The organism is Enterobacter cloacae complex sp.6700776 (assembly GCF_048284255.1).
In the GTDB taxonomy this organism is placed as follows: Bacteria; Pseudomonadota; Gammaproteobacteria; order Enterobacterales; family Enterobacteriaceae; genus Enterobacter; species Enterobacter intestinihominis.
Window position 1 is genome coordinate 1 of record NZ_JBLVYK010000017.1, and the last position, 24,132, is coordinate 24,132.

Genomic DNA, 24,132 nt, shown 5'->3' on the forward strand with positions numbered 1-24,132 from the left:
ATCCTCCTGCCAGTCGCCGCCCGCGTATTCATAAATACGACGGAAGCTGACGTCCGGGGTCAGGTCTTTATAATCCTTGCAGGCCAGCTCGCAGGTTTTGCACCCGGTGCAGCGGCTGGAATCAATAAAAAATCCATACTGGGTTGTCATCGGTTACTCCTTACGCCTTTTCAACCTGAACGAGGTTTGTGTGGGATGGGTTGCCCTTCGCCAGCGGCGATGGACGCTGCGTAGTGAGAACGTTGATGCAGCCCGCCTGATCGATACGGTTCGCATCCGGGTTATACCAGGCCCCTTCCCCCAGCGCGACAACGCCAGGCATCATGCGCGGAGTCACTTTAGCTTCGATATGCACTTCGCCACGTCCGTTGAAGATACGTACGCGATCGCCATTACTGATGCCGCGCGCTTTCGCATCCATCGGGTTGATCCACATCTCCTGTCGGCAGGCCGCTTTCAGAACGTCAACGTTGCCGTAGGTGGAGTGAACACGCGCTTTGTAGTGGAAACCGGTTAACTGAAGTGGGAATTTCTCCGTCAGCGGATCGTTGTAGTTTTCGAAGCCAGGCGTATAGATCGGCAGCGGATCGATAACGTCCCCTTCCGGCAATTCCCACGTGGCGGCAATTTTTGCCAGCTCTTCGGAGTAGATCTCGATTTTGCCCGACGGCGTGGTCAGCGGATTGGCCTGCGGATCGTCGCGGAAGGCTTTATACGCCACGTGATGCCCTTCCGGATCGCGCTGCTTGTACATGCCCTGCTTGCGGAAGGTATCGAAGTCCGGCAGGTCTGGAATGGCTTTGCGTGAGAGCTCGTGCAGATGGCGCATCCACTCTTCCTGAGTACGCCCCTCTGTGAACTGCTGCTCAACGCCAAGACGTTTCGCCAGCTCGGACGTCATCTCATAGATAGTTTTGCACTCGAAGCGCGGTTTGATGGCCTGGTCTGTGAAGATCACATAGGACATGTTGCCGCAGGAGGCGTCCAGCGCGAAATCCATCTGCTCAGAGGCGGTGCAGTCTGGGAGCAGAATATCGGCATACTTCGCCGATGAGGTCATGTGGCAGTCGATCACCACAATCATTTCGCACTTCTTGTCGTCCTGCAAAATTTCATGGGTGCGGTTGATCTCTGAGTGCTGGTTGATCAGGCAGTTACCGGCATAGTTCCAGATCATTTTGATTGGCACATCCAGCTTATCTTTGCCCCGAACACCGTCGCGTAGCGCGGTCATTTCCGGGCCGCGCTCAATCGCGTCCGTCCACATAAACATGGAGATGCTGGTCTGAACCGGGTTATCCAGCGTTGGCATACGTTCAAACGGTACTTCATACGAGCCTTCACGCGCCCCGCTATTACCGCCGTGAATGCCGACGTTGCCAGTCAGAATCGAGAGCATAGAAATAGCGCGGGTGGCAATTTCGCCGTTCGCGTGACGCTGCGGTCCCCAGCCCTGGCTGATATAAGCCGGTTTTGCTGAACCAATTTCACGGGCCAGCTGAACAATACGTTCGACTGGAATGCCGGTGATGGTGGATGCCCACTCAGGGGTTTTCGCTACCCCGTCGCTGCCCTGACCAAGAATATACGCTTTGTAATGCCCGTTAGCCGGTGCGCTGGCTGGCAGCGTCTTCTCGTCATAGCCGACGCAGTATTTATCAAGGAACGGCTGATCGACGAGGTTTTCAGTGATCATCACATACGCCAGCGCATTGACCAGCGCCGCATCGGTACCAGGGCGGATAGGGATCCACTCGTCTTCTCGCCCCGCGCCGGTATCGGTGTAGCGCGGATCGACGATGATCATACGTGCGTTGGATTTGGCGCGCGCCTGCTCAAGATAATAGGTTACCCCACCGCCGCTCATACGCGTTTCGCCCGGGTTGTTGCCGAACAATACCACCAGCTTGCTGTTTTCTATATCCGACGGGCTGTTACCGTCTGCCCAGCCGCCATAGGTGTAGTTCAGGCCCGCGGCAATCTGTGCGGAAGAGTAGTCGCCATAATGGTTGAGATAGCCGCCGCAGCAGTTCATCAGGCGCGCTACCAGCGTTTTACCCGGCGGCCAGGAGCGGGTCATGGTGCCGCCCAGCGTCCCGGTGCCATAGTTCAGGTAGATGGATTCGTTGCCGTATTCTTTGATCAGGCGCTGCATGTTGGTCGCGATAATATCGTAGGCTTCGTCCCAGCTAATGCGCTCGAACTTCCCTTCCCCACGCTTACCGACACGCTTCATCGGATATTTCAGACGATCCGGGTTATAAACGCGACGGCGCATTGAGCGGCCACGCAGACAGGCACGAACCTGGTGTAACCCTTCGTAGTTATCATCGCCGGTATTGTCGGTTTCAACGTATTTGATTTCACCGTCCACAACATGCATACGCAGGGGACAACGGCTACCACAGTTAACGGTACAGGCACTCCACACCACTTTTTCCGGGGCTGAAGCGGGAGACAGAGCCTCCGCCGCCGACGCCAGACGGGTAAAAGGAAGCGTAAAGGCGCTGCTGGCAACCGCCAGACCACCTATTGCCGTGGTTTTCATCAACCCACGGCGAGTGACCTCGGCAGCCATTAACGCTTCAGGCGCTTTGATTTTCATAAAGACTCACTTTGGTTGCTCACAAAGAAAAGAGAGGCGGCGCATACCGCTATGTAGTTTTATATATAACGAATTCCTTCGTTACAGGTGTTTTATGCTAACTTTCGTTCGGAGGAGTATTACTACTTTAGAGGGAGGGAATATTGCGTCGTATCAAATCAAAGATATAAAAAAAGCGCCCTGAGGCGCTTTTTTGTTTTGCAGCAAAATATTAGCCGATGAACTGCTGGCCTTTCATGTAAGGACGCAGCACCTCAGGGATCTCAATACGACCATCTGCCTGCTGGTAGTTCTCCAGCACGGCAACCAGCGTACGGCCAACCGCCAGACCAGAACCGTTCAGGGTATGAACCAGACGGGTCTTCTTGTCGGACTTGCTGCGGCAACGCGCCTGCATACGACGCGCCTGGAAATCCCAGACGTTAGAGCAAGAGGAGATTTCACGGTAGGTGTTTTGCGCAGGCACCCAGACTTCGAGGTCGAAGGTTTTGCAGGCGCCGAAGCCCATGTCACCGGTGCACAGCGCCATACGGCGGTATGGCAGCCCCAGCAGCTCCAGCACTTTCTCTGCGTGACCTGTCATCTCTTCCAGCGCGTCCATAGACTCTTCCGGACGAACGATCTGCACCATCTCAACTTTATCGAACTGGTGCATACGGATCAGACCGCGCGTATCACGACCGTAAGAACCGGCTTCAGAACGGAAACATGGAGAGTGCGCAGTCAGTTTGATTGGCAGATCGTCTTCGTCGATGATCTCATCACGCACGAGGTTGGTCAGCGGCACTTCCGCGGTTGGGATCAGCGCGTAGTTGCTGCTGTCAGCTTCTTCGTCCAGCGGACGGGTATGGAACAGATCGCCGGCAAATTTCGGCAGCTGGCCTGTACCGTACAGCGTATCGTGGTTAACCAGATACGGAACGTAGGTTTCGCTGTAGCCATGCTGCTCGGTGTGCAGATCCAGCATAAATTGCGCCAGCGCGCGGTGCAGGTGAGCAATCTGTCCTTTCATTACCACGAAGCGAGAACCGGTCAGCTTAACCGCAGCCGCAAAGTCCAGGCCCGCGTGCATTTCGCCCAGCGTCACGTGATCGCGCACCTCGAAGTCAAACTCGCGAGGCGTACCCCAGCGTTTCACTTCAACGTTGTCGTTTTCGTCTTTGCCGACAGGGACGCTGTCGTCAGGAATGTTCGGGATCGCCAGAGCGATATCACGAATTTCAGCCTGAAGAACGTCCAGTTCAGCTTTCGCCTGATCCAGCTCTTCACCCAGTTTGTTCACTTCCAGGCGTAATGGCTCAATATCTTCCCCGCGCGCTTTCGCCTGGCCAATGGATTTCGATCGAGAATTACGCTCTGCCTGCAGATTTTCTGTTTGTACCTGCAAAACTTTACGACGCTCTTCAAGAGCGCGCAGCTTATCTACATCCAGCTTAAAGCCCCGGCGTGCCAGTTTTTCAGCGACTGCGTCTGGCTCATTACGCAGCAGATTGGGATCGAGCATGCTTATCCTGTGCTTATCGAATTAAAAGAGGAAAAAGTGACCACAGCCTGCGGCCACAGAGATATATTGCCAACATTACCGCAACGATTGAACTAACGGTAGCGTTTTATAGGGCTATTTTGATCCTGTCCGGCAAGCCAGGCGAGCTTTTCGCCAATCTTACCCTCAAGACCTCTATTTGTGGGGTGATAATAGCGGGTTTGTGCCATCTCCTGCGGGAAATACTCCTCGCCGGCGGCGTAGGCGTTGGGTTCGTCATGGGCGTAGCGATACTCCTGCCCGTAACCCATCTCTTTCATCAATTTGGTTGGCGCATTGCGCAGATGAACCGGCACATCGTAGTCCGGACGTTCACGTGCATCCGACATCGCCGCTTTGAAGGCGGTATACACCGCGTTACTTTTCGGTGCGCAAGCCAGATAGACAATTGCCTGCGCAATGGCACGCTCGCCCTCCGCAGGCCCGACGCGGGTAAAGCAGTCCCAGGCGGAAATAGCGACCTGCATGGCGCGTGGATCGGCATTACCGACATCTTCTGACGCAATCGCCAGGCAGCGACGCGCGACATATAACGGATCGCCACCGGCGGTGATGATACGCGCATACCAGTAGAGCGCCGCATCCGGAGCGCTGCCGCGCACGGACTTGTGTAATGCAGAGATGAGGTCGTAAAAACGATCGCCTTTATTATCGAAGCGCGCGCTGCGCTCACCGGCAATTTCGGTGAGCAGTTCAGGCTTTAATACGCGCTTGCCCGCATCGTCCACTTCGGCCATATCGGCCATCATTTCGAGCGTGTTCAACGCACGACGGGCATCACCGTTAACCAGTTCGGCGATAGCAAGACGCGTCTCGTCCGGCAGAACGATATCCTGCCCGCCGTAACCGCGCGCTTTGTCCTCCATCGCCTGCGTCAGAACTTTTTCAATATCTTCCGTGGTCAGCGATTTAAGCAGATACACGCGCGCCCGGGAGAGCAGCGCAGAGTTCAGTTCAAACGACGGGTTTTCCGTGGTGGCGCCAATAAAGAAAATCGTACCGTCTTCAATGTGCGGCAGAAAGGCGTCCTGCTGGCTCTTGTTGAAGCGGTGAACTTCGTCGACAAACAGAATGGTGCGACGTCCGGCATTGCGGTTTTGTCGCGCCCGCTCGATCGCCTCGCGGATCTCTTTCACCCCCGACGTGACCGCCGAGATGCGCTCAACGTCCGCGTTGGCATAGCGGGCGATCACTTCAGCGAGCGTGGTTTTTCCGGTGCCGGGTGGCCCCCAGAGGATCATGGAGTGCAGATGCCCCGCCTCAATAGCGCGCGGCAAGGGTTTCCCCGCAGCCAGCAGATGTTGCTGACCGATGTACTGCGCTAAATTTTCTGGCCGCATACGGGCGGCCAGAGGTTGAAACGCATTATCTGAAAAATCGAGCGACAGGTTGCTCACTCATGCCTCTTACTTATTGCGTTGATCGTCCACCGTTACGCCCTGCGGCGGGGTAAAGGTGAATTTCGATGCATCAATGGCGCCGTTTTGCTGAGACTTCAACTGATAGCTGCTGCGCTGATCGTCCTGCTCAACCGCGCCGAACTGATTGATGGTACCGTTGCTGCTCACGTTAATGGTGAACTGCTTCAGATTACCGTTGCTGCCTTTTGGCGTCAGGACGAACTCATCACCGTTTTGTTTGATGTTGTACTGCTGCCAGTCGCTGGACTGGTTACGGGCAATGAGCATAAACGGCGTATTGCTGGTCGCGTCTTTTAGCCAGGTGGCGGTCGCCTGCTCAACAAACGGGTTGTAGAACCATAAGGTTTTCCCGTCAGACACCAGAACGCTTTCATCCGGCTGGGTCATGTGCCAGTTGAACAGATTTGGGCGTTTTACCCACAAATCTCCCTGGCCTTCCTGCACCGCGTTGCCGCTGCCGTCAGTCACTTTTTGCGTGAAGCTGGCGTGGAAACTGCTCACTTTATCCAGTCGGCTTTTAAGGTCGCTGGCTGCATCAGCCCAGACGCTGCTGGCAACAAAACTGGAGAGTAATGCACAGGCGATGGCGATTTTTTTCATTGTTATTCCTTAAAATACGTCTTCCCGATATGGGGGTTCCGTTTCTATTCTGTACCTGCCCGAAGGCAGGCGACAGAAGAATATGCTTAATTTTTGCTGATTTACCCTTCTTTGCAATCGCTGAAGATTACTCAAAAGGCGGTGGCGCCAGCACCTCACGGTTACCGTTGTGCCCCTGTTCGCTCACGATGCCCTGGGCTTCCATCTGCTCAATGATACGCGCCGCGCGGTTGTAACCGATACGGAACTGGCGCTGCACGCCGGAGATGGACGCTTTGCGTTTTTCGGTGACGAAATTAACCGCCTGGTCGAATAACGGATCCAGCTCTTCGCCGCCGTCAAAACCACCGCCGCCACCTTCGTTTTCGCTGTCAGAGGTGATGCCGTCAACATATTGCGGTCGCCCGCGCGCTTTCCAGTCCTGCACAACCGCGTGCACTTCCTGGTCGCGAACAAACGCACCGTGAACACGCACCGGCGAGGTGGAGTTCGGCCCGGAATAGAGCATATCACCCATCCCCAGCAGCGACTCTGCTCCGCCCTGGTCAAGGATAGTACGGGAGTCTATTTTACTCGACACGGTAAACGCGATACGGGTCGGGATGTTTGCCTTAATAAGACCGGTGATTACATCCACGGACGGACGCTGCGTTGCCAGTACCAGGTGGATGCCCGCCGCACGCGCTTTCTGTGCCAGACGCGCAATCAGCTCTTCCACTTTCTTGCCAACGGTCATCATCAGGTCGGCAAATTCATCCACCAGCACCACGATGTAAGGCAGTTTTTCCAGCACCGGATGCTGGGCATCCATGCTGTCACCCGGCTTCCAGTATGGGTCCGGAATCGGACGGCCCATACGCGCCGCCTCGGCGATTTTCTCGTTATAACCGGCCAGGTTACGCACGCCCAGCGCCGACATCAGCTTGTAGCGACGCTCCATTTCATTGACGCTCCAGCGTAATGCGTTGGCGGCGTCCTTCATGTCGGTAACCACTTCCGTTAACAGATGCGGAATGCCTTCGTAGACGGACAGTTCGAGCATTTTTGGGTCGATCATGATGAAACGCACGTCTTCAGGCTGCGCTTTGTAGAGCATACTGAGGATCATGGCGTTCACACCGACCGATTTACCCGAGCCTGTTGTACCCGCAACCAGCAGGTGCGGCATCTTCGCGAGATCGGCAACCACCGGATCGCCGGCGATATCTTTACCCAGCACCACGGTCAGCGGGGACGGGTTGTCGCGGAATTTGGTGTTATCCAGAACTTCACGCAGATAAACGGTCTGGCGTTTCTTGTTTGGCAGCTCAAGGCCAACGTAAGGCTTGCCTGGGATCACTTCCACCACGCGTACCGCCACGGTGGACAGAGAACGCGCCAGGTCGCGGGAGAGGTTAGAAATACGCGCCGCTTTTACGCCCGGTGCCAGGTTCAGTTCGAAACGGGTGATCACCGGGCCCGGTGAGTAGTTCACCACGTCCGCTTTAATGCGGAAGTCAGCCAGACGCGCTTCCACCAGACGGGCCATCTGCTCAAGGGCAAAGGTATCCACCGGCTCGACTTCCGCTGGCGGTGGCGTTAACAGATCCAGCGACGGTAGCGGCGTACTTGGTCGTTGCAGCGGTCGGCTGTCTCCGTTACGCATCAGCAGCGGGTGAATCAGGCTCTCCTGCGGCTGTGGTGCTGGCTGCTGGAACTGTGGCTGAGGCGGTTGAGAAGGTGTCTGCGGCTGCGCATACGCCTGCGGCGCCGGCTGTTGCGGCTGCACGTAAGCCTGTGGTGCAGGCGGCTGACGCACCGGCTCCGCTTCCGGCATTACGCTCGGCGTGAACAGCGGTTCGCTTGGGCCATCATCCACCAGATCTTTCATTGGTGAGAATTCGAAATCCGACAGCGAGAACGGGTTTGCCCCCGAAGGTTGCTCACCGGAATAACGCTGCTGCTGCGTTGCTGCAAACTGGCGCGCCAGCTCCGCTTCGGCCGCATCATCGTCGTCCTGCTGTGAAGGCACGTCATGCTGTGAAGGCACGTCATGCTGATACTCTTCGCCGTAACGCTGATTCTGCTGGGCAGCAAACTGACGCGCCAGCTCATCCTGATGCAGTTCGTCGGCATCATCTTCGTAGTCGGACTCACGGGCTTTTTCTTCCGCCATACGCTGGGAAGGCAGTTTAATGCCATAAGAGGCCAGCTCCCGGCGAGTCGGTACGCGCACGCGGTTAGGGCGCGGCAGCTGTGGACCAATGCCCTCTTTCACCTGAGGACGCGGGGCGCTGTCGGCTGCCGGGCTGAATAGCGGAGCGGACGCGGCAGCGGCTGCCGTTGCCTGCTTCACGGCTTCTGCACCCGACGCAACGGCTGGCGTAGGTTCTACAGGTGGAACGCTGACCGAAGGCGCTTTTGCAACAGGCTCCTGCACCGGCTCGGGCACGGGCTGATACCAGGCGGCAAGCTGCTCGCGCTCACGGGCGCGGCGCTCTTCCACTTCTTCAAAATAGTATAATGGCGGACGGGATGGCTTCGCTTCCTCCACCACTTCGGGTTCAGACACCGGCGCAACGTATGGCTGTTCAGGTACAGCGGGTTCGGGCGTATAAGCCTGATACGGTTGTTGCGGCACGCTGGCAGGCTCAGGCGGCTGATACGGTTGCTGCCACTGTTCCTGCTGCACAGGAATATAACTTTCAGGCTCAGGCGCAATGGTCGGTTCAGGCGTATGGACGCCTGGCGCAGTCTGCCAGTCTACCTGCGGTTGCTGGATCGCGGACTCCGGTGCCGGAACAGGCGAGGACGGCATCACGGCTTCAACAGGCGCAACATGGGCCTGAGCAGCCGTCGTTGCGGCAGCAGCAGCGGCTACCGGTTCAGTCACGGAGTGGCCATTCAGCAGCGGATCGTATTCGTCATACTCTCCCGGCGTGGCTCGATGGCCAGAGAACAGTACGTCATCAGGATCGACGGCCGCACCGCGATACTCAATCTGCTCGTCTTCATCCATACGTTTGCCGGAGAACAGCGCGGCATCCGTTTTACGGCCTAACGGGTTAGCAAATTTTTCAGCGACGCGCTGGCGGCGCGCCAGAGCACCGCGCAGAATACGCGCGCGGCGAGATTCACGCCGCTGTACAGGCGCCTCGTCTTCCTCTTCGTACTCATCTTCATACTCGTCTTCATCGACCCACGTATCGTCACGACGGGTACGGTTGCTGGCGAACGTCAGCAGCGTCAGAATAAAGCTGCCGATCTTCTCAGCAATGCTCACCCAGGACCAGCCGGTAAACAGCGTCAGGCCCGCCGCCCAGATACAGAGCAGCGCCAGCGTGCCGCCGCTGCTATGAAGCATCGGTTGCAGCGCGGAGCTCAACAGGCTGCCGATCACCCCGCCGGAGGCGAAGTACCAGATATCATCAGCGTTGATCGCCGCCAGCCCACAGGAGGTGAGGATCAGCGCCAGGGCGCCAATCAGGCGCAGCGAAACGGCAAAATAATCGATGTAGTCGTCGTTCTGTCGATGACGCCAGGCAAACCAGCATCCGCCAATAATGATGACGGGAAGGGTATAAGCCATCACTCCGAAAATGAAAAAGAGCGTGTCCGCAAGCCAGGCACCGGGAACGCCACCTAAGTTATGAATAGGCTCATGCCATGCGGTTTGCGACCAGCTGGGATCTGAGGGGTTGAAACTGAGTAAGGCGGCCATCAGCCAGACGGCAAAAAGGGCAATAACAATCAGTAACGCCTCGAGGAGACGACGTCCGCTGCTTAGCTTAGATAATGTGACTTCTTTGTCTTCAGTGTATTCCTGGCTCAAGAAAGGCTCTCCAGGTATCAGGCATGTCCTGCCTGTGTGCTAAAACGGACAACAGCGCCGGGTATCCCCGGCACTGTTGCTGTATGGATTAACAGGAGTGTAATCAAACTACACTGATTTTGCACCTGTTCCGTGTTAGCGCGTCTTAATAACCAGACGATTGCTCTGTTTGACCTCTTCCATCACCACATAAGTACGGGTGTCGTTCACGCCTGGCAGACGCAGCAGGGTTTCACCCAGCAGCTTACGGTAGGCGGACATATCAGGCACACGGGTTTTTAACAGGTAGTCAAAATCACCGGAAACCAGATGACACTCTTGAATTTCTTCAAGTTTTTGTACAGCGGCGTTAAATTGCTCAAACACATCCGGCGCACCACGATTCAGAGTAATCTCAACAAATACCAGAAGTGAGGCATCCAGATAATGCGGGTTTAGCAGAGCCGTATAGCCCTGGATAAAACCCTGTCTTTCCAGTCGACGCACACGCTCAAGGCACGGCGTCGGGGAAAGTCCCACACGTTTTGAAAGCTCGACGTTGGAAATACGCCCATCCTTTTGCAATTCATTAAGAATGTTACGATCGATACGGTCGAGATCTTTGCCAGGGCGCTTCTTGCTATCTACCATTATTATTGTCTCTCTGTATTCCTTCCCTACTCCTGCCTGGACCCTGTGCACATCACTGTTCAGAGCCTGCACCCGTTATTCATCACATCGCCTGGTTATGTATTAGACGCGATGTGGATTCGGGTTCTGCGGTAAGAAGACCGTTGCCCGAAAGCAGTCACAGACATCACGTATGGCGTCTGTCCACACCATGCGTAGATTTCACTGACCCGGTAAAAATGGCATTTACGTGCATGTCTATTCGGCATGCAGTTCATGCGTCTTTTTTTCTTCCTTGAATGTTTTCGCAAAAGCGCAGGGGATTGTCAAAGCAAAACATCGATTTTTAGTACAAGATGCCGGATATTCATTACGGGGGGGTATTAATCATCATTTTATTGCCTTATAAACGCGCGATTTTCAGTAGCAGACGTGATATGACCGTGTCTGATCCATAGGGCGTGACTATTGCATATATCGGAAGCAAAACTGTCGTGCTCTTTTTTTACGGCAACAAATTCCCTACAATCCAGCCCATTGCCTGCCAACAACAATGGGGATCTCATGGGCACGACCAAACACAGTAAGCTGCTAATCCTTGGTTCTGGACCTGCGGGATATACCGCAGCGGTCTATGCTGCACGCGCTAACCTGCAACCGGTACTGATTACCGGGATGGAAAAAGGCGGTCAGCTGACCACCACCACGGAAGTGGAAAACTGGCCGGGCGACCCGAACGACCTGACCGGGCCGCTGCTGATGGAGCGCATGCACGAGCATGCTGCTAAATTCGAAACCGAAATCCTGTTCGACCACATTAATAAAGTGGATTTGCAGAACCGTCCGTTCCGTCTGACCGGCGACAGCGGTGAATACACCTGCGATGCGCTGATCATCGCTACCGGTGCCTCTGCCCGTTATCTCGGTCTGCCGTCTGAAGAAGCATTCAAAGGGCGAGGCGTATCAGCCTGCGCGACCTGCGACGGTTTCTTCTATCGCAACCAGAAAGTTGCGGTGATTGGCGGCGGCAACACCGCTGTTGAAGAAGCGTTGTATCTGGCGAACATCGCCTCAGAAGTACACCTGATCCACCGTCGCGACACCTTCCGCGCCGAGAAGATCCTGATCAAACGCCTGATGGATAAAGTGGCGAGCGGCAACATTGTGCTGCATACCAACCGTACGCTGGAAGAAGTGACCGGCGATCAGATGGGTGTGGCAGGTCTGCGAATTCGTGATACGCAGAACACCGACACCGTCGAAACGCTGGAGGTGGCAGGCCTGTTTGTGGCAATCGGTCACAGCCCGAACACGGCCATTTTCGAAGGCCAACTTGAGCTGGAGAACGGCTACATCAAAGTGCAGTCTGGCATTCACGGCAATGCGACGCAGACCAGCATCCCAGGCGTCTTCGCGGCTGGCGACGTGATGGACCATATTTATCGTCAGGCGATCACCTCTGCGGGCACCGGCTGTATGGCCGCCCTGGACGCAGAACGCTATCTGGACGGACTGGCAGAACAAGGTAAATAATCTTTACAAGTCAGTAACAAACGTAAATAAAGGCGGCCACTGGTCGCCTTTATTTTTGCTCACGTGTAACATGCAGATGTCTAATTTCTTATAACGTCACCTGCAAAGTACGCAATGGAAAAAACCCGTCAACAAGAGTTAACGCGCTGGCTGAAACAGCAAAGCGTTCTGTCCCGCCGCTGGCTTATGATTTCCCGCGTTCTGGGATTTATCAGCGGTCTGTTGATTGTTGCCCAGGCATGGCTGCTGGCCCGCATTCTCAATCATATGATCATGGAGAGCATCCCGCGCGAAGCGCTGCTGCTGCCGTTTATCGTTCTGGTGCTGGTTTTCGTCCTGCGTGCGTGGGTGGTCTGGCTGCGCGAACGGGTTGGGTTCCATGCCGGCCAGCACATCCGCTATGAGATCCGCCGCAAAGTGCTCGACCGGCTTTCGGAAGCCGGGCCTGCGTGGATCCAGGGCAAACCGGCCGGTAGCTGGGCGACGCTGATCCTGGAGCAAATCGACGATATGCACGATTACTATGCGCGTTATCTTCCACAGATGGCGCTGGCAGTGTTTGTGCCTCTGATGATTGTTATCGCCATCTTCCCTGTTAACTGGGTAGCGGCTCTGATCCTGATGGGGACCGCCCCGCTCATCCCGCTGTTTATGGCGATGGTCGGCATGGGTGCGGCAGATGCTAACCGTCGCAACTTCCTTGCGCTGGGTCGGTTGAGCGGTCATTTCCTGGACCGTCTGCGCGGAATGGAAACCCTGCGGATCTTTGGTCGTGGTGAAGCGGAAACCGAAAACATTCGCCTGGCGTCGCAGGATTTTCGTCAGCGCACCATGGAAGTGTTGCGCATGGCCTTCCTTTCTTCCGGCGTGCTCGAGTTCTTTACCTCCCTGTCGATTGCGCTTGTGGCGGTTTACTTTGGCTTCTCCTACCTCGGCGCGCTGGACTTTGGCCACTACGGTACGGCGGTCACGCTTTCCGCCGGGTTCCTGGCGCTGATCCTGGCCCCGGAATTTTTCCAGCCGCTTCGCGATCTCGGCACCTTTTACCATGCCAAAGCGCAGGCGGTGGGTGCTGCCGACAGCCTGAAAACCTTTATGGAAACGCCGCTGGCGCATCCGGAGCGTGGTGAGGTGACGCTGAATACGAACGATCCGGTGACCATTGAAGCACAGGATTTTTCTGTTCTGTCGCCTGAAGGCAAAGTGCTGGCCGGCCCGCTGAACTTCACCCTGCCTGCCGGGCAACGTGTGGTGCTGGTGGGTACCAGCGGCTCAGGTAAAAGCTCATTGTTGAATGCGCTGTCAGGTTTTATGGCGTACACCGGATCGCTGCGTATCAACAAAACGGAGCTACGCGAGCTCGATCCTGATGCCTGGCGTAAACAGCTAAGCTGGGTGGGTCAAAACCCTCAGCTGCCTGCCCCGACGCTGCGCGAGAATGTGCTGCTGGCAAGGCCGGATGCACGTGACGATGAGCTGCAATCGGTCCTCGACCGCGCCTGGGTCAGCGAGTTTTTGCCGCTGCTTGCGCAGGGTGTCGATACCGTCATTGGCGATCAGTCTGCCGGGCTGTCAGTGGGCCAGGCACAGCGCGTCGCGGTTGCCCGTGCGCTGCTGAACCCCTGTTCGTTAATGCTGCTGGACGAACCCGCCGCCAGCCTGGACGCTCACAGCGAGCAGCGCGTGATGGATGCGCTTAACGCAGCCTCACGCCAGCAAACTACCCTGATGGTGACCCACCAGCTGGAAGGTATTGCCGACTGGGATCAGATCTGGGTGATGGAAAACGGACACATTGTTGAGCAAGGCGATTACGCCGCGCTTGTTGCCGCGCAGGGGCCCTTTGCGACCCTGCTGGCGAACCGTCAGGAGGATATCTGATGCGCGCCCTGCTTCCCTATCTTGCTTTGTATAAACGCCACAAATGGATGCTGACGCTCGGGATCGTACTGGCGATTATCACTCTGCTCGCCAGCATCGGCCTGCTTACGCTTTCTGGCTGGTTCCTCTCCGCGTCTGCGGCCGCAGGCTTTGCCGGGCTATACAGCTTTAACTACATGCTGCCTGCCGCCGGGGTGCGCGGCACGGCGATTACGCGAACTGCCGGGCGCTACTTCGAACGCCTGGTCAGCCACGACGCGACCTTCCGCGTGCTGCAACACCTGCGTATTTATACGTTCAGCAAATTGCTGCCCCTCTCCCCTGCCGGGCTGGCACGTTTTCGGCAGGGCGAATTACTCAACCGCGTAGTTGCGGATGTGGATACGCTGGATCACCTCTATCTGCGCGTCATCTCGCCCATGGTGGGCGCGTTTGTGGTGATTGTCGTGGTCACGCTGGGGTTGAGTTTCCTGGATGTTCCCATCGCACTGACGCTCGGCGGCATCATGCTGATGACGCTGATTATTCTGCCGCCCCTGTTTTATCGTGCAGGTAAAACCACCGGGGAAAACCTGACGCGTCTGCGCGGGGAATACCGCCAGCAGCTCACCTCCTGGTTGCAGGGTCAGGCCGAGCTCACCATTTTTGGTGCCATCAAGCGCTACCGCACCCGTATGGAAAATACGGAACTGAACTGGCATGAAGCCCAGCGTCGCCAGTCTGAACTGACCGCGTTTTCTCAGGCGCTGATGATGTTAATCGGTGGGTTTGCCGTTATCGCCATGCTCTGGATGGCCTCCGGTGGCGTGGGCGGTAACCCGCAGCCTGGCCCGCTGATTGCGCTGTTTGTTTTCTGTGCCCTGGCAGCCTTCGAAGCCTTAGCCCCGGTCACCGGCGCCTTTCAGCATCTCGGCCAGGTGATTGCCTCTGCGCTGCGCATTACGGATATTGCAGAGCAGGAGCCGGAAGTGAAGTTCAGCGCGGGTCAAACCATCGTGCCGGAGCAGGTCGCGCTGACGCTCAGCAACGTCACCTTCGCCTACGACAAGCAGGCGCAAAACGCGCTGGAAGATATCAGCCTTTCTGTTGATGCCGGGCAGCGCATTGCGATCCTTGGCCGTACGGGATGTGGCAAATCGACGCTTCTGCAACTCCTCACGCGCGCCTGGGACCCGCAGCAGGGCGAGATTCGGTTTAACGACCTTCCGCTGTCTGATTTTAGCGAAGCGGCCTTGCGTAAAACGGTCAGCGTCGTGCCCCAGCGTGTGCACCTGTTCAGCGCTACGCTGCGCGATAATCTTCTTCTGGCGGCACCGGACGCCTCTGACGATACGCTGCGGGCGATGCTGGAACAGGTTGGGCTGCACAAGCTGCTTGAGGACGACGGGTTGAACAGCTGGCTGGGTGAAGGGGGCCGACAGCTTTCCGGCGGCGAACTGCGTCGTCTGGCCATCGCGCGCGCCTTACTGCACGATGCGCCGCTGATGTTGCTGGATGAACCGACAGAAGGTCTGGATGCGACAACCGAGAGTCAAATTCTTGATTTACTGACAAAGGTGATGAAAGGCAAAACCGTGCTGATGGTCACTCACCGCCTGCGCGGGCTGGTGAATTTCGATCGAATAATTGTGATGGACAACGGACACATAATTGAGCAAGGTAATCACGCAGAGCTGCTGGCAAAACAGGGTCGCTACTACCAGTTTAAACAGCGCCTGTAGACTATATTTGTAGCGTCCTCTCTCGCGTACTGGAGTTCTGTTGTCATGCGCCTGGTGCAGCTTTCTCGCCATAATATTGCGTTCCCTTCTCCGGAGGGGGCGCTGCGTGAACCTAACGGATTGCTGGCTTTGGGCGGCGATCTCAGCCCGGCGCGTCTCTTAATGGCTTACCAGCGCGGCATCTTCCCGTGGTTTTCTCCCGGCGACCCGATTTTATGGTGGTCTCCGGACCCGCGAGCCGTGCTGTGGCCCGGGCAGTTTCACCTGAGCCGCAGCATGAAACGTTTTCACGCAAATTCGCCCTATCGCGTCACGCTCAATCATGCCTTCGGGCAGGTTATCGAAGGCTGCGCTGAAGATCGTCATGAAGGCACCTGGATAACCCGCGACATCATTATCGCCTACCACCAGCTTCATGAGCTGGGCTACGCGCACTCCATCGAAGTATGGAAAGATGATGACCTCGTTGGGGGGATGTACGGGGTGGCGCAGGGCACGCTGTTCTGCGGCGAGTCGATGTTCTCCCGCGCCACGAATGCGTCGAAAACCGCGCTGCTGGTTTTTAGCCAGGAATTTGCCCAACGCGGCGGACAACTGATGGATTGTCAGGTGCTGAATGAGCACACCGCCTCGCTCGGCGCGGTTGAAATTTCCCGCCGACGCTATATCGAACACCTTGAACAGTGCCGACAGGAGACTCTTCCGCGCGATTTTTGGGTTCCCAGAATGCTCTTTATGCCCAATGCCTAAATGTTTTCCGCATATTTTTTATGAGGGTGTTATAATTACGCCGCAGAGTAGCTTCTGCCTGTTGCCCCGCCGCCGTTTGGGACCCTCGCTTCAGATAACGTCCTGACGTTTATCCTGTCGTATCCCCTTTACGAATGCGCTTTCCGTTCGGTTGTACCGTGACGCTTGGGCAATACGCTGAAATTGTTTTGCTGCGTTTTAAACGCGCAATTCTTTACTTAATTGATGAATTTCGGCATTATCTTGCCGGTTCAAAACTTGGTAGTGATACCCCAGAGGATTAGATGGCCAAAGAAGACAATATTGAAATGCAGGGTACCGTACTTGATACGTTGCCTAATACCATGTTTCGCGTAGAACTGGAAAACGGTCACGTGGTAACTGCGCACATCTCCGGTAAAATGCGCAAAAACTATATCCGCATTTTGACGGGCGACAAAGTGACTGTTGAACTGACCCCGTACGACCTGAGCAAAGGCCGCATTGTCTTCCGTAGTCGCTAATTGTTTTCGCCTGTAATGGCAGATGAATATTTAAAAGGTCGGGACAATCCCGGCCTTTTTTATTTATGGCCTTAGTGTGGCTGTGTCGGCAGATGTATTGTCATGCACGGGTTCATGGGTACGATTAAATCTTCAGCTATCGCGTGGGTAATGTCATGCAACAGTCCCGTCAGGTGCGGCAACATATCGCGGTCAAAATGCGAAACCAGCAGCACGTGGTTTAACGCCCGGCAGTAGTCACATTTCGTTTCTGTATCTTCCAGCAACCACTCTTTTTGTCGCGGCTGTTCCGCTTCGTCCTCAAATTCCACCACCTGAAAATCACGCATGGATTCTGTGAGGCCGGATTTTACCTCTTCCAGATAAGCTCCGAGACAGCGGCAAACGGGCTGCGTTTGTGGGAGCGAATGACAGTCGAGCAGGATTTCAGTGAGCAGGTTACAGCGTTCGGCAAGAGTTGGGAGATCGGGGTTGAGGGAGAGTTCGGTGTAGAGCTGGGCGAAGCTATTAATATTAGTCATATGTAATCCTTTATGCACGCAAGATTGTCTGTGCACACACTTTCAGGACGCCAATCCCGGCACCCGATTTTGCAGGTGCGACACCATTTTATTACTGTAGATTTATCCAGCAACTGACTTCGAAAGAAACTGGAAAGCGCCTCGCAAAATTCCTCTGCGGCCTGATGCCCTCACCCCAGCCCTCTCCCACTGGGAGAGGGAGCAAACAAAAAAAACGGCAACCGAAGTTGCCGTTTTGCTTTTACCTTTCAACTCAGTGAGCCGCTTCCGGCTTGTGCTTCGCCGCACTCTGGAAATCGTACGTCAGCTCGTTCTTCGCCTGATCCAGCGCCACGGTCACCTGGCCGCCGTCAACCAGCGATCCAAACAGCAGTTCGTTCGCCAGCGGTTTCTTCAGGTTGTCCTGAATCACACGCGCCATCGGACGGGCACCCATCGCACGGTCGTAGCCTTTCTCGGCCAGCCAGTTGCGGGCCTCCTGGCTCACTTCCAGCGACACGCCTTTCTGATCCAGCTGAACCTGCAGCTCGACGATGAACTTATCCACCACCTGATGGATCACCTCGGTAGACAGGTGATCGAACCAGATAATGTTGTCCAGACGGTTACGGAACTCCGGCGTGAAGATCTTCTTGATCTCCTCCATCGCATCGGTGCTGTTATCCTGATGGATCAGGCCGATGGATTTGCGCTCGGTTTCACGTACCCCGGCGTTGGTGGTCATCACCAGCACCACGTTGCGGAAATCGGCCTTGCGCCCGTTGTTATCGGTCAGCGTCCCGTTGTCCATCACCTGCAACAGGATGTTGAACACGTCCGGGTGCGCTTTCTCAATTTCATCAAGAAGCAGGACCGCGTGCGGATGCTTGATCACCGCGTCGGTGAGCAGGCCGCCCTGGTCAAAGCCCACGTAGCCCGGAGGCGCACCAATCAAACGGCTGACGGTGTGACGCTCCATATACTCGGACATATCAAAGCGCAACAGCTCAATGCCCAGCGCTTTGGAGAGCTGCACCGTTACCTCGGTTTTACCCACACCGGTCGGGCCGGCGAACAGGAAGGAACCGACAGGCTTGTGGTCATGCCCCAGGCCAGCACGGGCCATCTTGATCGCTTCGGTTAAGGCCTCAATAGCTTTATCCTGACCAAAGACCAGCATTTTCAGGCGATTGCCGAGGGTGCGCAGCGTATCACGGTCGCTCTGAGAGACGCTCTTCTCAGGGATACGTGCGATACGGGCCACCACGGACTCGATATCCGCTACGTTCACGGTTTTCTTACGCTTGCTCGCTGGCATCAGGCGCGCACGCGCACCCGCTTCATCAATCACGTCGATCGCTTTATCCGGCAGATGACGATCGTTGATGTATTTCACCGCCAGCTCCACCGCCGCACGCACCGCTTTCGCGGTGTAACGCACGTCGTGGTGCGCTTCGTACTTGGTTTTCAGGCCGTTGATGATCTGCACCGTTTCGTCAACCGACGGCTCGGTTACGTCGATTTTCTGGAAACGACGCGCCAGCGCACGATCCTTCTCAAAGATGTTGCTGAACTCCTGGTACGTCGTAGAGCCCATCACGCGGATCTTGCCGCTGGAGAGCAGCGGTTTGATCAGGTTGGCGGCATCTACCTGACCACCGGAAGCCGCGCCTGCGCCGATGATGGTGTGGATCTCATCGATAAACAGGATGCTGTTGGTGTCCTGCTCCAGCTGTTTTAACAGCGCTTTGAAACGTTTTTCAAAATCACCGCGGTATTTGGTGCCCGCCAGCAGCGAGCCGATATCCAGCGAGTAGATGGTGCAGTCGGCAATCACTTCCGGCACGTCGCCCTGCACAATGCGCCAGGCCAGACCTTCGGCAATCGCGGTTTTACCCACGCCAGATTCCCCCACCAGCAGCGGGTTATTCTTGCGGCGACGGCACAGCACCTGTATGGCACGTTCCAGCTCTTTGTCGCGGCCAATCAGCGGGTCGATACCGCCAACGCGAGCAAGCTGGTTAAGGTTGGTGGTGAAGTTTTCCATACGATCCTCCCCGCCTGCTTGCTCTTCATTGCTGTTGATCTGTCCGCTGGGATCCGATGCCTGGTTAGGCTCGTCTTTTCGCGTTCCGTGAGAGATGAAGTTGACCACATCGAGCCGGCTGACTTCGTGTTTACGCAGCAGGTAGGCCGCCTGGGACTCCTGCTCACTGAAGATGGCGACCAGCACATTGGCGCCCGTCACTTCGCTACGTCCGGAAGACTGGACGTGGAAAACCGCGCGCTGTAGCACGCGCTGGAAGCTGAGCGTCGGCTGTGTGTCGCGCTCTTCTTCACTGGCTGGCAGCACCGGTGTGGTTTGTTCGATGAAGGCTTCGAGTTCCTGACGTAGCGCCACCAGATCCACGGAGCAGGCTTCCAGCGCTTCGCGGGCAGATGGGTTGCTAAGCAGTGCGAGCAGCAAATGCTCGACGGTCATAAACTCATGTCGGTGCTCACGCGCTCTGGCGAAAGCCATGTTTAAACTGAGTTCCAGTTCTTGATTGAGCATAGGCACCTCCCCCAATTTTATGCCTTATCAGGCCTTTTCCAGCGTACACAGCAACGGATGCTCGTTCTCCCTTGCATAGTCGTTCACCATCGCTACTTTGGTTTCCGCTACTTCGGCAGTAAAGATGCCGCAGATCGCTTTGCCACGATAATGAACGGTAAGCATCAGTTGCGTTGCACGTTCAACATCATAAGAAAAGAACTTTTGTAGCACGTCAATAACAAATTCCATCGGCGTGTAATCATCGTTCATTAACATAACTTTATACATAGATGGCGGTTTTAGCGCGTCGCGCACTTTATCTTCCGCCAGCTGGTCAAAATCCAGCCAATCGTTGGTCTTACCCATTATGCATAACCACTTTGAATCTACCTCAGATGTTAGATAACAATCATCTATTACTGTCATCCGCGATGTCTGTCACAAACTGTTGCAATAGCGTTAACTGCCTCAAATTTTGGTTGATTATTGTCCCAACTCCAGCGCCAAACGCTTGACGGCTTCTTCCGTTTCTCTAAATTGTACAAGCGTGAGTTGGCGAGGTTTTGAACAGCCCCCACTCCACCACCGGTTCATTCCATCTTAATTTATAAGATTTACGAAGGATGTCGAAGCATGGAAATGGGTACTGTTAAGTGGTTCAACAACGCCAAGGGGTTTGGCTTCATTTGCCCCGAAGGCGGCGGCGAGGATATCTTCGCTCACTATTCCACCATTCAGATGGATGGTTACAGGACGCTCAAAGCCGGGCAGTCCGTCCGGTTCGATGTACACCAGGGGCCAAAAGGCAATCATGCCAGTCTGATCGTCCCCGTTGAAGCAGAAGCGGTTGCATAGCTCTCTGATTCATTGTGTACACCCTGCAGGCAAAATGCCAGCCCGATCGGCTGGCATTTTTATTTTCGGGTTATTCGCGCGCCAGCGCATCCACCGGATCCAGCCGCGCCGCGTTTCGCGCCGGTAGCCAGCCGAACAGAATTCCGGTGAAGGTGGAACATAAAAACGCCGTCAGGATCGCCATCGGCGAGAAGCCAATCTCCCAGCCCGGTAAGAAGAGCTGGAGCGCAAAGGCGATCATCATCGAGAGCGCAATCCCCATCGCACCGCCCACCAGACACACCAGCACCGCTTCAATCAAAAATTGCTGCAGCACGTCGCTAGCTCTGGCTCCGACCGCCATGCGGATGCCGATCTCCCGCGTACGTTCGGTCACCGACACCAGCATAATGTTCATCACCCCTATCCCGCCGACGACCAGCGAAATCACCGCCACCAGCGTCAGGAACAGCTGAAGAGTACGTGTGGTCTTTTCCGCCGTTTTCAAGAGGCCATCCATATTCCAGGTGAAGAAATCCTTTTTCCCGTGGCGCAGGGTTAACAGCCGCTCCAGCTGCTGTTCCGCCAGCCCGCTGTCGTAGCCCTCCTTCACTCGAACGGTAATAGAGTTAAGCCAGGACTGCCCCATGATGCGCCCGGAAATGGTGGTGTACGGCAGCCAGACGCGCAGGATTTTACTGCTGCCGAACATCGACTGCTTCTCTTCCGCCACGCCGATCACCGTCGCTGGCATGTTGCCTACGAGGATCACTTCCCCCACCACATTGGTCTTATTCGGGAACAGCTGCCTGCGGGAGTTAGCGTCTAACACCACCACCTGCGCCCTGCCCGCCAGCTGTTCAGCGTTGAAGGTCGCCCCTTCGCTGAAGGTCATGCCGTAGACGTTGAAGTAATCTCCGCTGACGCCGTTAGCGCTGGCCGCCACGTCGATGTTGCCGTAGCGCAGACGCAGGTTTTGCGAGACGGCAGGCGTGGCGGAGTTCACCCACGGCTGCTTCTGAATAGCCGCCAGATCGTCATACTTCAGCGCCTGCTGATACTGCGGCTCGTCGTCGCCAAAATCTTTGCCGGGGTAAACGTCGATGGTGTTAGTCCCGATGGCACGAATATCTGCCAGCACCAGCTGTTTCGCCGCATCGCCCACCACCACAATCGACACCACTGAGGCAATACCAATAATGATGCCAAGCATGGTCAGCAGAGTGCGCATTTTGTTGGCCGCCATCGCCAGCCAGGCCATGGTCAGCGCCTCGCGGAAACCGCTGGAAAACTGGCCCCAGCCGGTTGCGGCTGGCAGCGCCTCTTTCGCCGCCGCCGCTCTGGACTGACGTGGCGGCGGGTTGCTGACCAGCTCGCCGTCGTGGATCTCGATAATGCGTTCCGCCTGCGCTGCCACCTGCGGATCGTGGGTGACGATAATCACCGTATGCCCCTGATCGCGAAGCTGATGCAGGATCGCCATCACCTCTTCACCGGAATGGCTGTCGAGCGCACCGGTTGGCTCATCGGCGAGGATCACCTGCCCACCGTTCATCAGCGCGCGGGCAATACTCACGCGTTGCTGCTGACCGCCGGAAAGCTGCGAAGGCTGATAATCAACACGCTCCGCCAGCCCAAGACGCGTTAACAGCGCCTTCGCGCGTTCGAGGCGTTTTTTGCGCTCGACGCCCGCATACACCGCTGGCACTTCCACATTCTGCGCCGCGCTCAGGTGTGAAAGCAGATGGTAACGCTGGAAGATAAAGCCAAAATGCTCGCGACGCAGCTTCGCCAGCGCGTCGCCGTCCAGGGTGGAAACATCCGTCCCGGCCACGCGATAGGTGCCGCTGGTAGGCTTATCCAGACAGCCGAGAATGTTCATCAGCGTTGATTTACCCGAGCCCGATGCCCCGACAATCGCCACCATTTCACCGGCTTCAACGCGCAGGGAGATGCCTTTCAGCACCTCCACCGGCCCGTCGCCGGACGGATAGCTGCGACGAATGTCATTCAGCTCAAGCAGCGCCGTCATTGCGCGGCTCCAGGCAGGCTTTCGCTGGTGACCACTTCCTCACCCTCTTCCAGCCCTTTAACCACCACCACGTCGGTGTCGTTACGTGCGCCAATCACCACTTCCCGCTCGCGGGTTTCACCGTTGCGCAGCACTTTCACCTTGTAGCGATTGTCCCCGGCGGATTCGCCCAGCGCGGAGAGCGGAACCGTCAGCACGTTTTTCACGCCGGTCAGCTGGATATGCACCTGAGCGGTCATGTCCAGACGCAGCACGCCCTGCGGGTTAGGCACCTCAAAACGCGCATAGTAGAAGATGGCGTCGTTGACCTTCTCCGGCGTCGGCAGGATATCTTTCAGCACCCCTTCATAGCGGGTTTGCGGATCGCCCAGCACCGTAAACCAGGCTTTCTGCCCCGGCTTAAGGTGAATGACGTCCGCTTCAGATACCTGGGCTTTCACCAGCATGGTGCTCATATCCGCCAGGGTCAGGATGTTCGGCGCCTGCTGCGCGGCGATGACCGTCTGGCCTTGCAGGGTGGTTATCTGCGTCACTTCCCCGGCCATTGGCGCAACGATTTGCGTGTAATCGAGGTTGGTTTTCGCCGTATCCAGCGAGGCCTGATTCCGCTTGATTTGCGCATCGATGGTGCCAATCTGCGCCTGCTTCACCGCCAGCTCCGTGGCGGCTGTGTCCAGATCCTGTTTCGAGATGGCCTGCGTTTTCGCCAGCGCCTGCTGGCGCGACAGGGTGACCTGAGCGAGATTACGCTCCGCCTGAGCCTGAGCGCGCTGCGCGCGCAACTCCATCAGCGTCGCTTCCACTTCGCGGATCTGGTTTTGCGCCTGCTCAGGATCGATCACGCCAAGCAACTGGCCTTTTTTAACCTTATCGCCAATCTCAACCGACAGGGTTTTAAGCTGACCGCTGACCTGCGCGCCCACGTCAACCTTACGCAGGGCATCCAGCTTCCCCGTCGCCAGCACGTTTTGTTGCAGCTCGCCCGGACGAACAATCAGCGTTTGATACTGTGGTACCGGCGCGTTCAGTACCTTCCATAACCAGAATCCGCCTGCTAACACCACTACCGCCAGCAGCAGAAACAGCTTTCTGCGTTTTCCCTTCAGGTTCATAAATATTCCAAATAATTGTTCTGGCTATCATCACCGTTGATTTTATCTAAACCACTCCTCAACGAAACCCCCGATCCCCGTAATCGTCGGGAATTGTTTACCCGATGTTGATAAAGCGCCTGCTGAAATAGCGAAATTCCA

At 56.2% G+C, this 24,132-nt stretch carries 18 protein-coding genes; 6 read left to right on the forward strand and 12 right to left on the reverse strand.

Annotated elements, in window-relative coordinates; translation table 11 throughout:
• The 7 genes from ACNQ0T_RS18815 to lrp form a co-directional block, all read right to left on the reverse strand.
• The coding region (locus ACNQ0T_RS18815) for a 4Fe-4S binding protein (RefSeq protein ID WP_031612572.1) at positions 1-150 on the reverse strand (150 nt) is incomplete at its 3' end.
• A 10-nt stretch (positions 151-160) separates the two neighbouring features.
• Positions 161-2,605, reverse strand: coding sequence for a dimethylsulfoxide reductase subunit A (gene dmsA / locus ACNQ0T_RS18820; RefSeq protein WP_023299718.1), 2,445 nt, complete (start codon positions 2,603-2,605; stop codon positions 161-163).
• A 211-nt stretch (positions 2,606-2,816) separates the two neighbouring features.
• Positions 2,817-4,109 (reverse strand): serine--tRNA ligase, encoded by a 1,293-nt coding sequence (serS, locus tag ACNQ0T_RS18825; protein ID WP_003858266.1) that lies wholly within the window; start codon positions 4,107-4,109, stop codon positions 2,817-2,819.
• A 92-nt stretch (positions 4,110-4,201) separates the two neighbouring features.
• On the reverse strand, positions 4,202-5,545 hold the full coding sequence (gene rarA, locus ACNQ0T_RS18830; protein ID WP_032624539.1) for a replication-associated recombination protein RarA: 1,344 nt from the start codon (positions 5,543-5,545) through the stop codon (positions 4,202-4,204).
• 9 nt (positions 5,546-5,554) lie between these two features.
• Complete coding sequence (gene lolA / locus ACNQ0T_RS18835) at positions 5,555-6,169, reverse strand: outer membrane lipoprotein chaperone LolA (RefSeq protein ID WP_022647618.1); 615 nt, start codon at positions 6,167-6,169, stop codon at positions 5,555-5,557.
• Positions 6,170-6,296: 127 nt separating this feature from the next.
• Positions 6,297-9,980: a DNA translocase FtsK 4TM domain-containing protein gene (locus tag ACNQ0T_RS18840; protein WP_417930317.1), complete on the reverse strand. Its 3,684-nt coding sequence runs from the start codon at positions 9,978-9,980 to the stop codon at positions 6,297-6,299.
• A 135-nt stretch (positions 9,981-10,115) separates the two neighbouring features.
• Positions 10,116-10,610, reverse strand: coding sequence for a leucine-responsive transcriptional regulator Lrp (gene lrp / locus ACNQ0T_RS18845; protein WP_000228469.1), 495 nt, complete (start codon positions 10,608-10,610; stop codon positions 10,116-10,118).
• A 543-nt stretch (positions 10,611-11,153) separates the two neighbouring features.
• On the opposite strand from lrp, the gene trxB reads away from it, so the two are divergent.
• The 5 genes from trxB (at position 11,154) to infA (ending at position 16,977) form a co-directional block, all read left to right on the forward strand.
• On the forward strand, positions 11,154-12,122 hold the full coding sequence (trxB, locus tag ACNQ0T_RS18850) for a thioredoxin-disulfide reductase (protein WP_022647616.1): 969 nt from the start codon (positions 11,154-11,156) through the stop codon (positions 12,120-12,122).
• A 114-nt stretch (positions 12,123-12,236) separates the two neighbouring features.
• Positions 12,237-14,003 (forward strand): heme ABC transporter permease/ATP-binding protein CydD, encoded by a 1,767-nt coding sequence (cydD, locus tag ACNQ0T_RS18855; RefSeq protein ID WP_032624541.1) that lies wholly within the window; start codon positions 12,237-12,239, stop codon positions 14,001-14,003.
• Positions 14,003-15,724, forward strand: coding sequence for a heme ABC transporter ATP-binding protein/permease CydC (gene cydC / locus ACNQ0T_RS18860; protein WP_417930318.1), 1,722 nt, complete (start codon positions 14,003-14,005; stop codon positions 15,722-15,724). The genes cydD and cydC overlap by 1 nt, the downstream gene beginning before the upstream one ends.
• Positions 15,725-15,769: 45 nt before the next feature.
• Positions 15,770-16,474: a leucyl/phenylalanyl-tRNA--protein transferase gene (gene aat, locus ACNQ0T_RS18865; protein WP_023299713.1), complete on the forward strand. Its 705-nt coding sequence runs from the start codon at positions 15,770-15,772 to the stop codon at positions 16,472-16,474.
• 284 nt (positions 16,475-16,758) lie between these two features.
• The gene (gene infA / locus ACNQ0T_RS18870; protein ID WP_002211347.1) at positions 16,759-16,977 is read left to right on the forward strand and encodes a translation initiation factor IF-1; all 219 of its coding nucleotides are present in this window, start codon (positions 16,759-16,761) and stop codon (positions 16,975-16,977) included.
• A 71-nt stretch (positions 16,978-17,048) separates the two neighbouring features.
• On the opposite strand, the gene ACNQ0T_RS18875 is transcribed toward infA, so the two are convergent.
• The 3 genes from ACNQ0T_RS18875 to clpS all read right to left on the reverse strand — a co-directional run bounded on the left by ACNQ0T_RS18875 (position 17,049) and on the right by clpS (position 20,379).
• On the reverse strand, positions 17,049-17,498 hold the full coding sequence (locus tag ACNQ0T_RS18875) for a hypothetical protein (protein ID WP_038415770.1): 450 nt from the start codon (positions 17,496-17,498) through the stop codon (positions 17,049-17,051).
• 253 nt (positions 17,499-17,751) lie between these two features.
• Positions 17,752-20,031, reverse strand: a complete 2,280-nt coding sequence (gene clpA / locus ACNQ0T_RS18880; RefSeq protein WP_022647611.1) for an ATP-dependent Clp protease ATP-binding subunit ClpA — start codon at positions 20,029-20,031, stop codon at positions 17,752-17,754.
• Positions 20,032-20,058: 27 nt separating this feature from the next.
• The gene (gene clpS, locus ACNQ0T_RS18885; protein WP_006174393.1) at positions 20,059-20,379 is read right to left on the reverse strand and encodes an ATP-dependent Clp protease adapter ClpS; all 321 of its coding nucleotides are present in this window, start codon (positions 20,377-20,379) and stop codon (positions 20,059-20,061) included.
• Between the two features lie 267 nt (positions 20,380-20,646).
• Here clpS and cspD point away from each other — a divergent pair, with 267 nt between their 5' ends.
• Positions 20,647-20,868: a cold shock-like protein CspD gene (gene cspD / locus ACNQ0T_RS18890; RefSeq protein WP_006174390.1), complete on the forward strand. Its 222-nt coding sequence runs from the start codon at positions 20,647-20,649 to the stop codon at positions 20,866-20,868.
• A gap of 70 nt (positions 20,869-20,938) precedes the next feature.
• Here cspD and macB read toward each other — a convergent pair whose 3' ends face one another.
• Together macB and macA are read right to left on the reverse strand one after the other, a co-directional pair.
• Entirely contained in the window at positions 20,939-22,879 is a 1,941-nt protein-coding gene (macB, locus tag ACNQ0T_RS18895; RefSeq protein ID WP_023305795.1) for a macrolide ABC transporter ATP-binding protein/permease MacB, read from the reverse strand.
• A complete protein-coding gene (macA, locus tag ACNQ0T_RS18900) occupies positions 22,876-23,991 on the reverse strand; it encodes a macrolide transporter subunit MacA (protein ID WP_022647609.1) in 1,116 nt (371 codons plus the stop codon). The genes macB and macA overlap by 4 nt, the downstream gene beginning before the upstream one ends.
• Positions 23,992-24,132 lie beyond the last annotated feature (141 nt).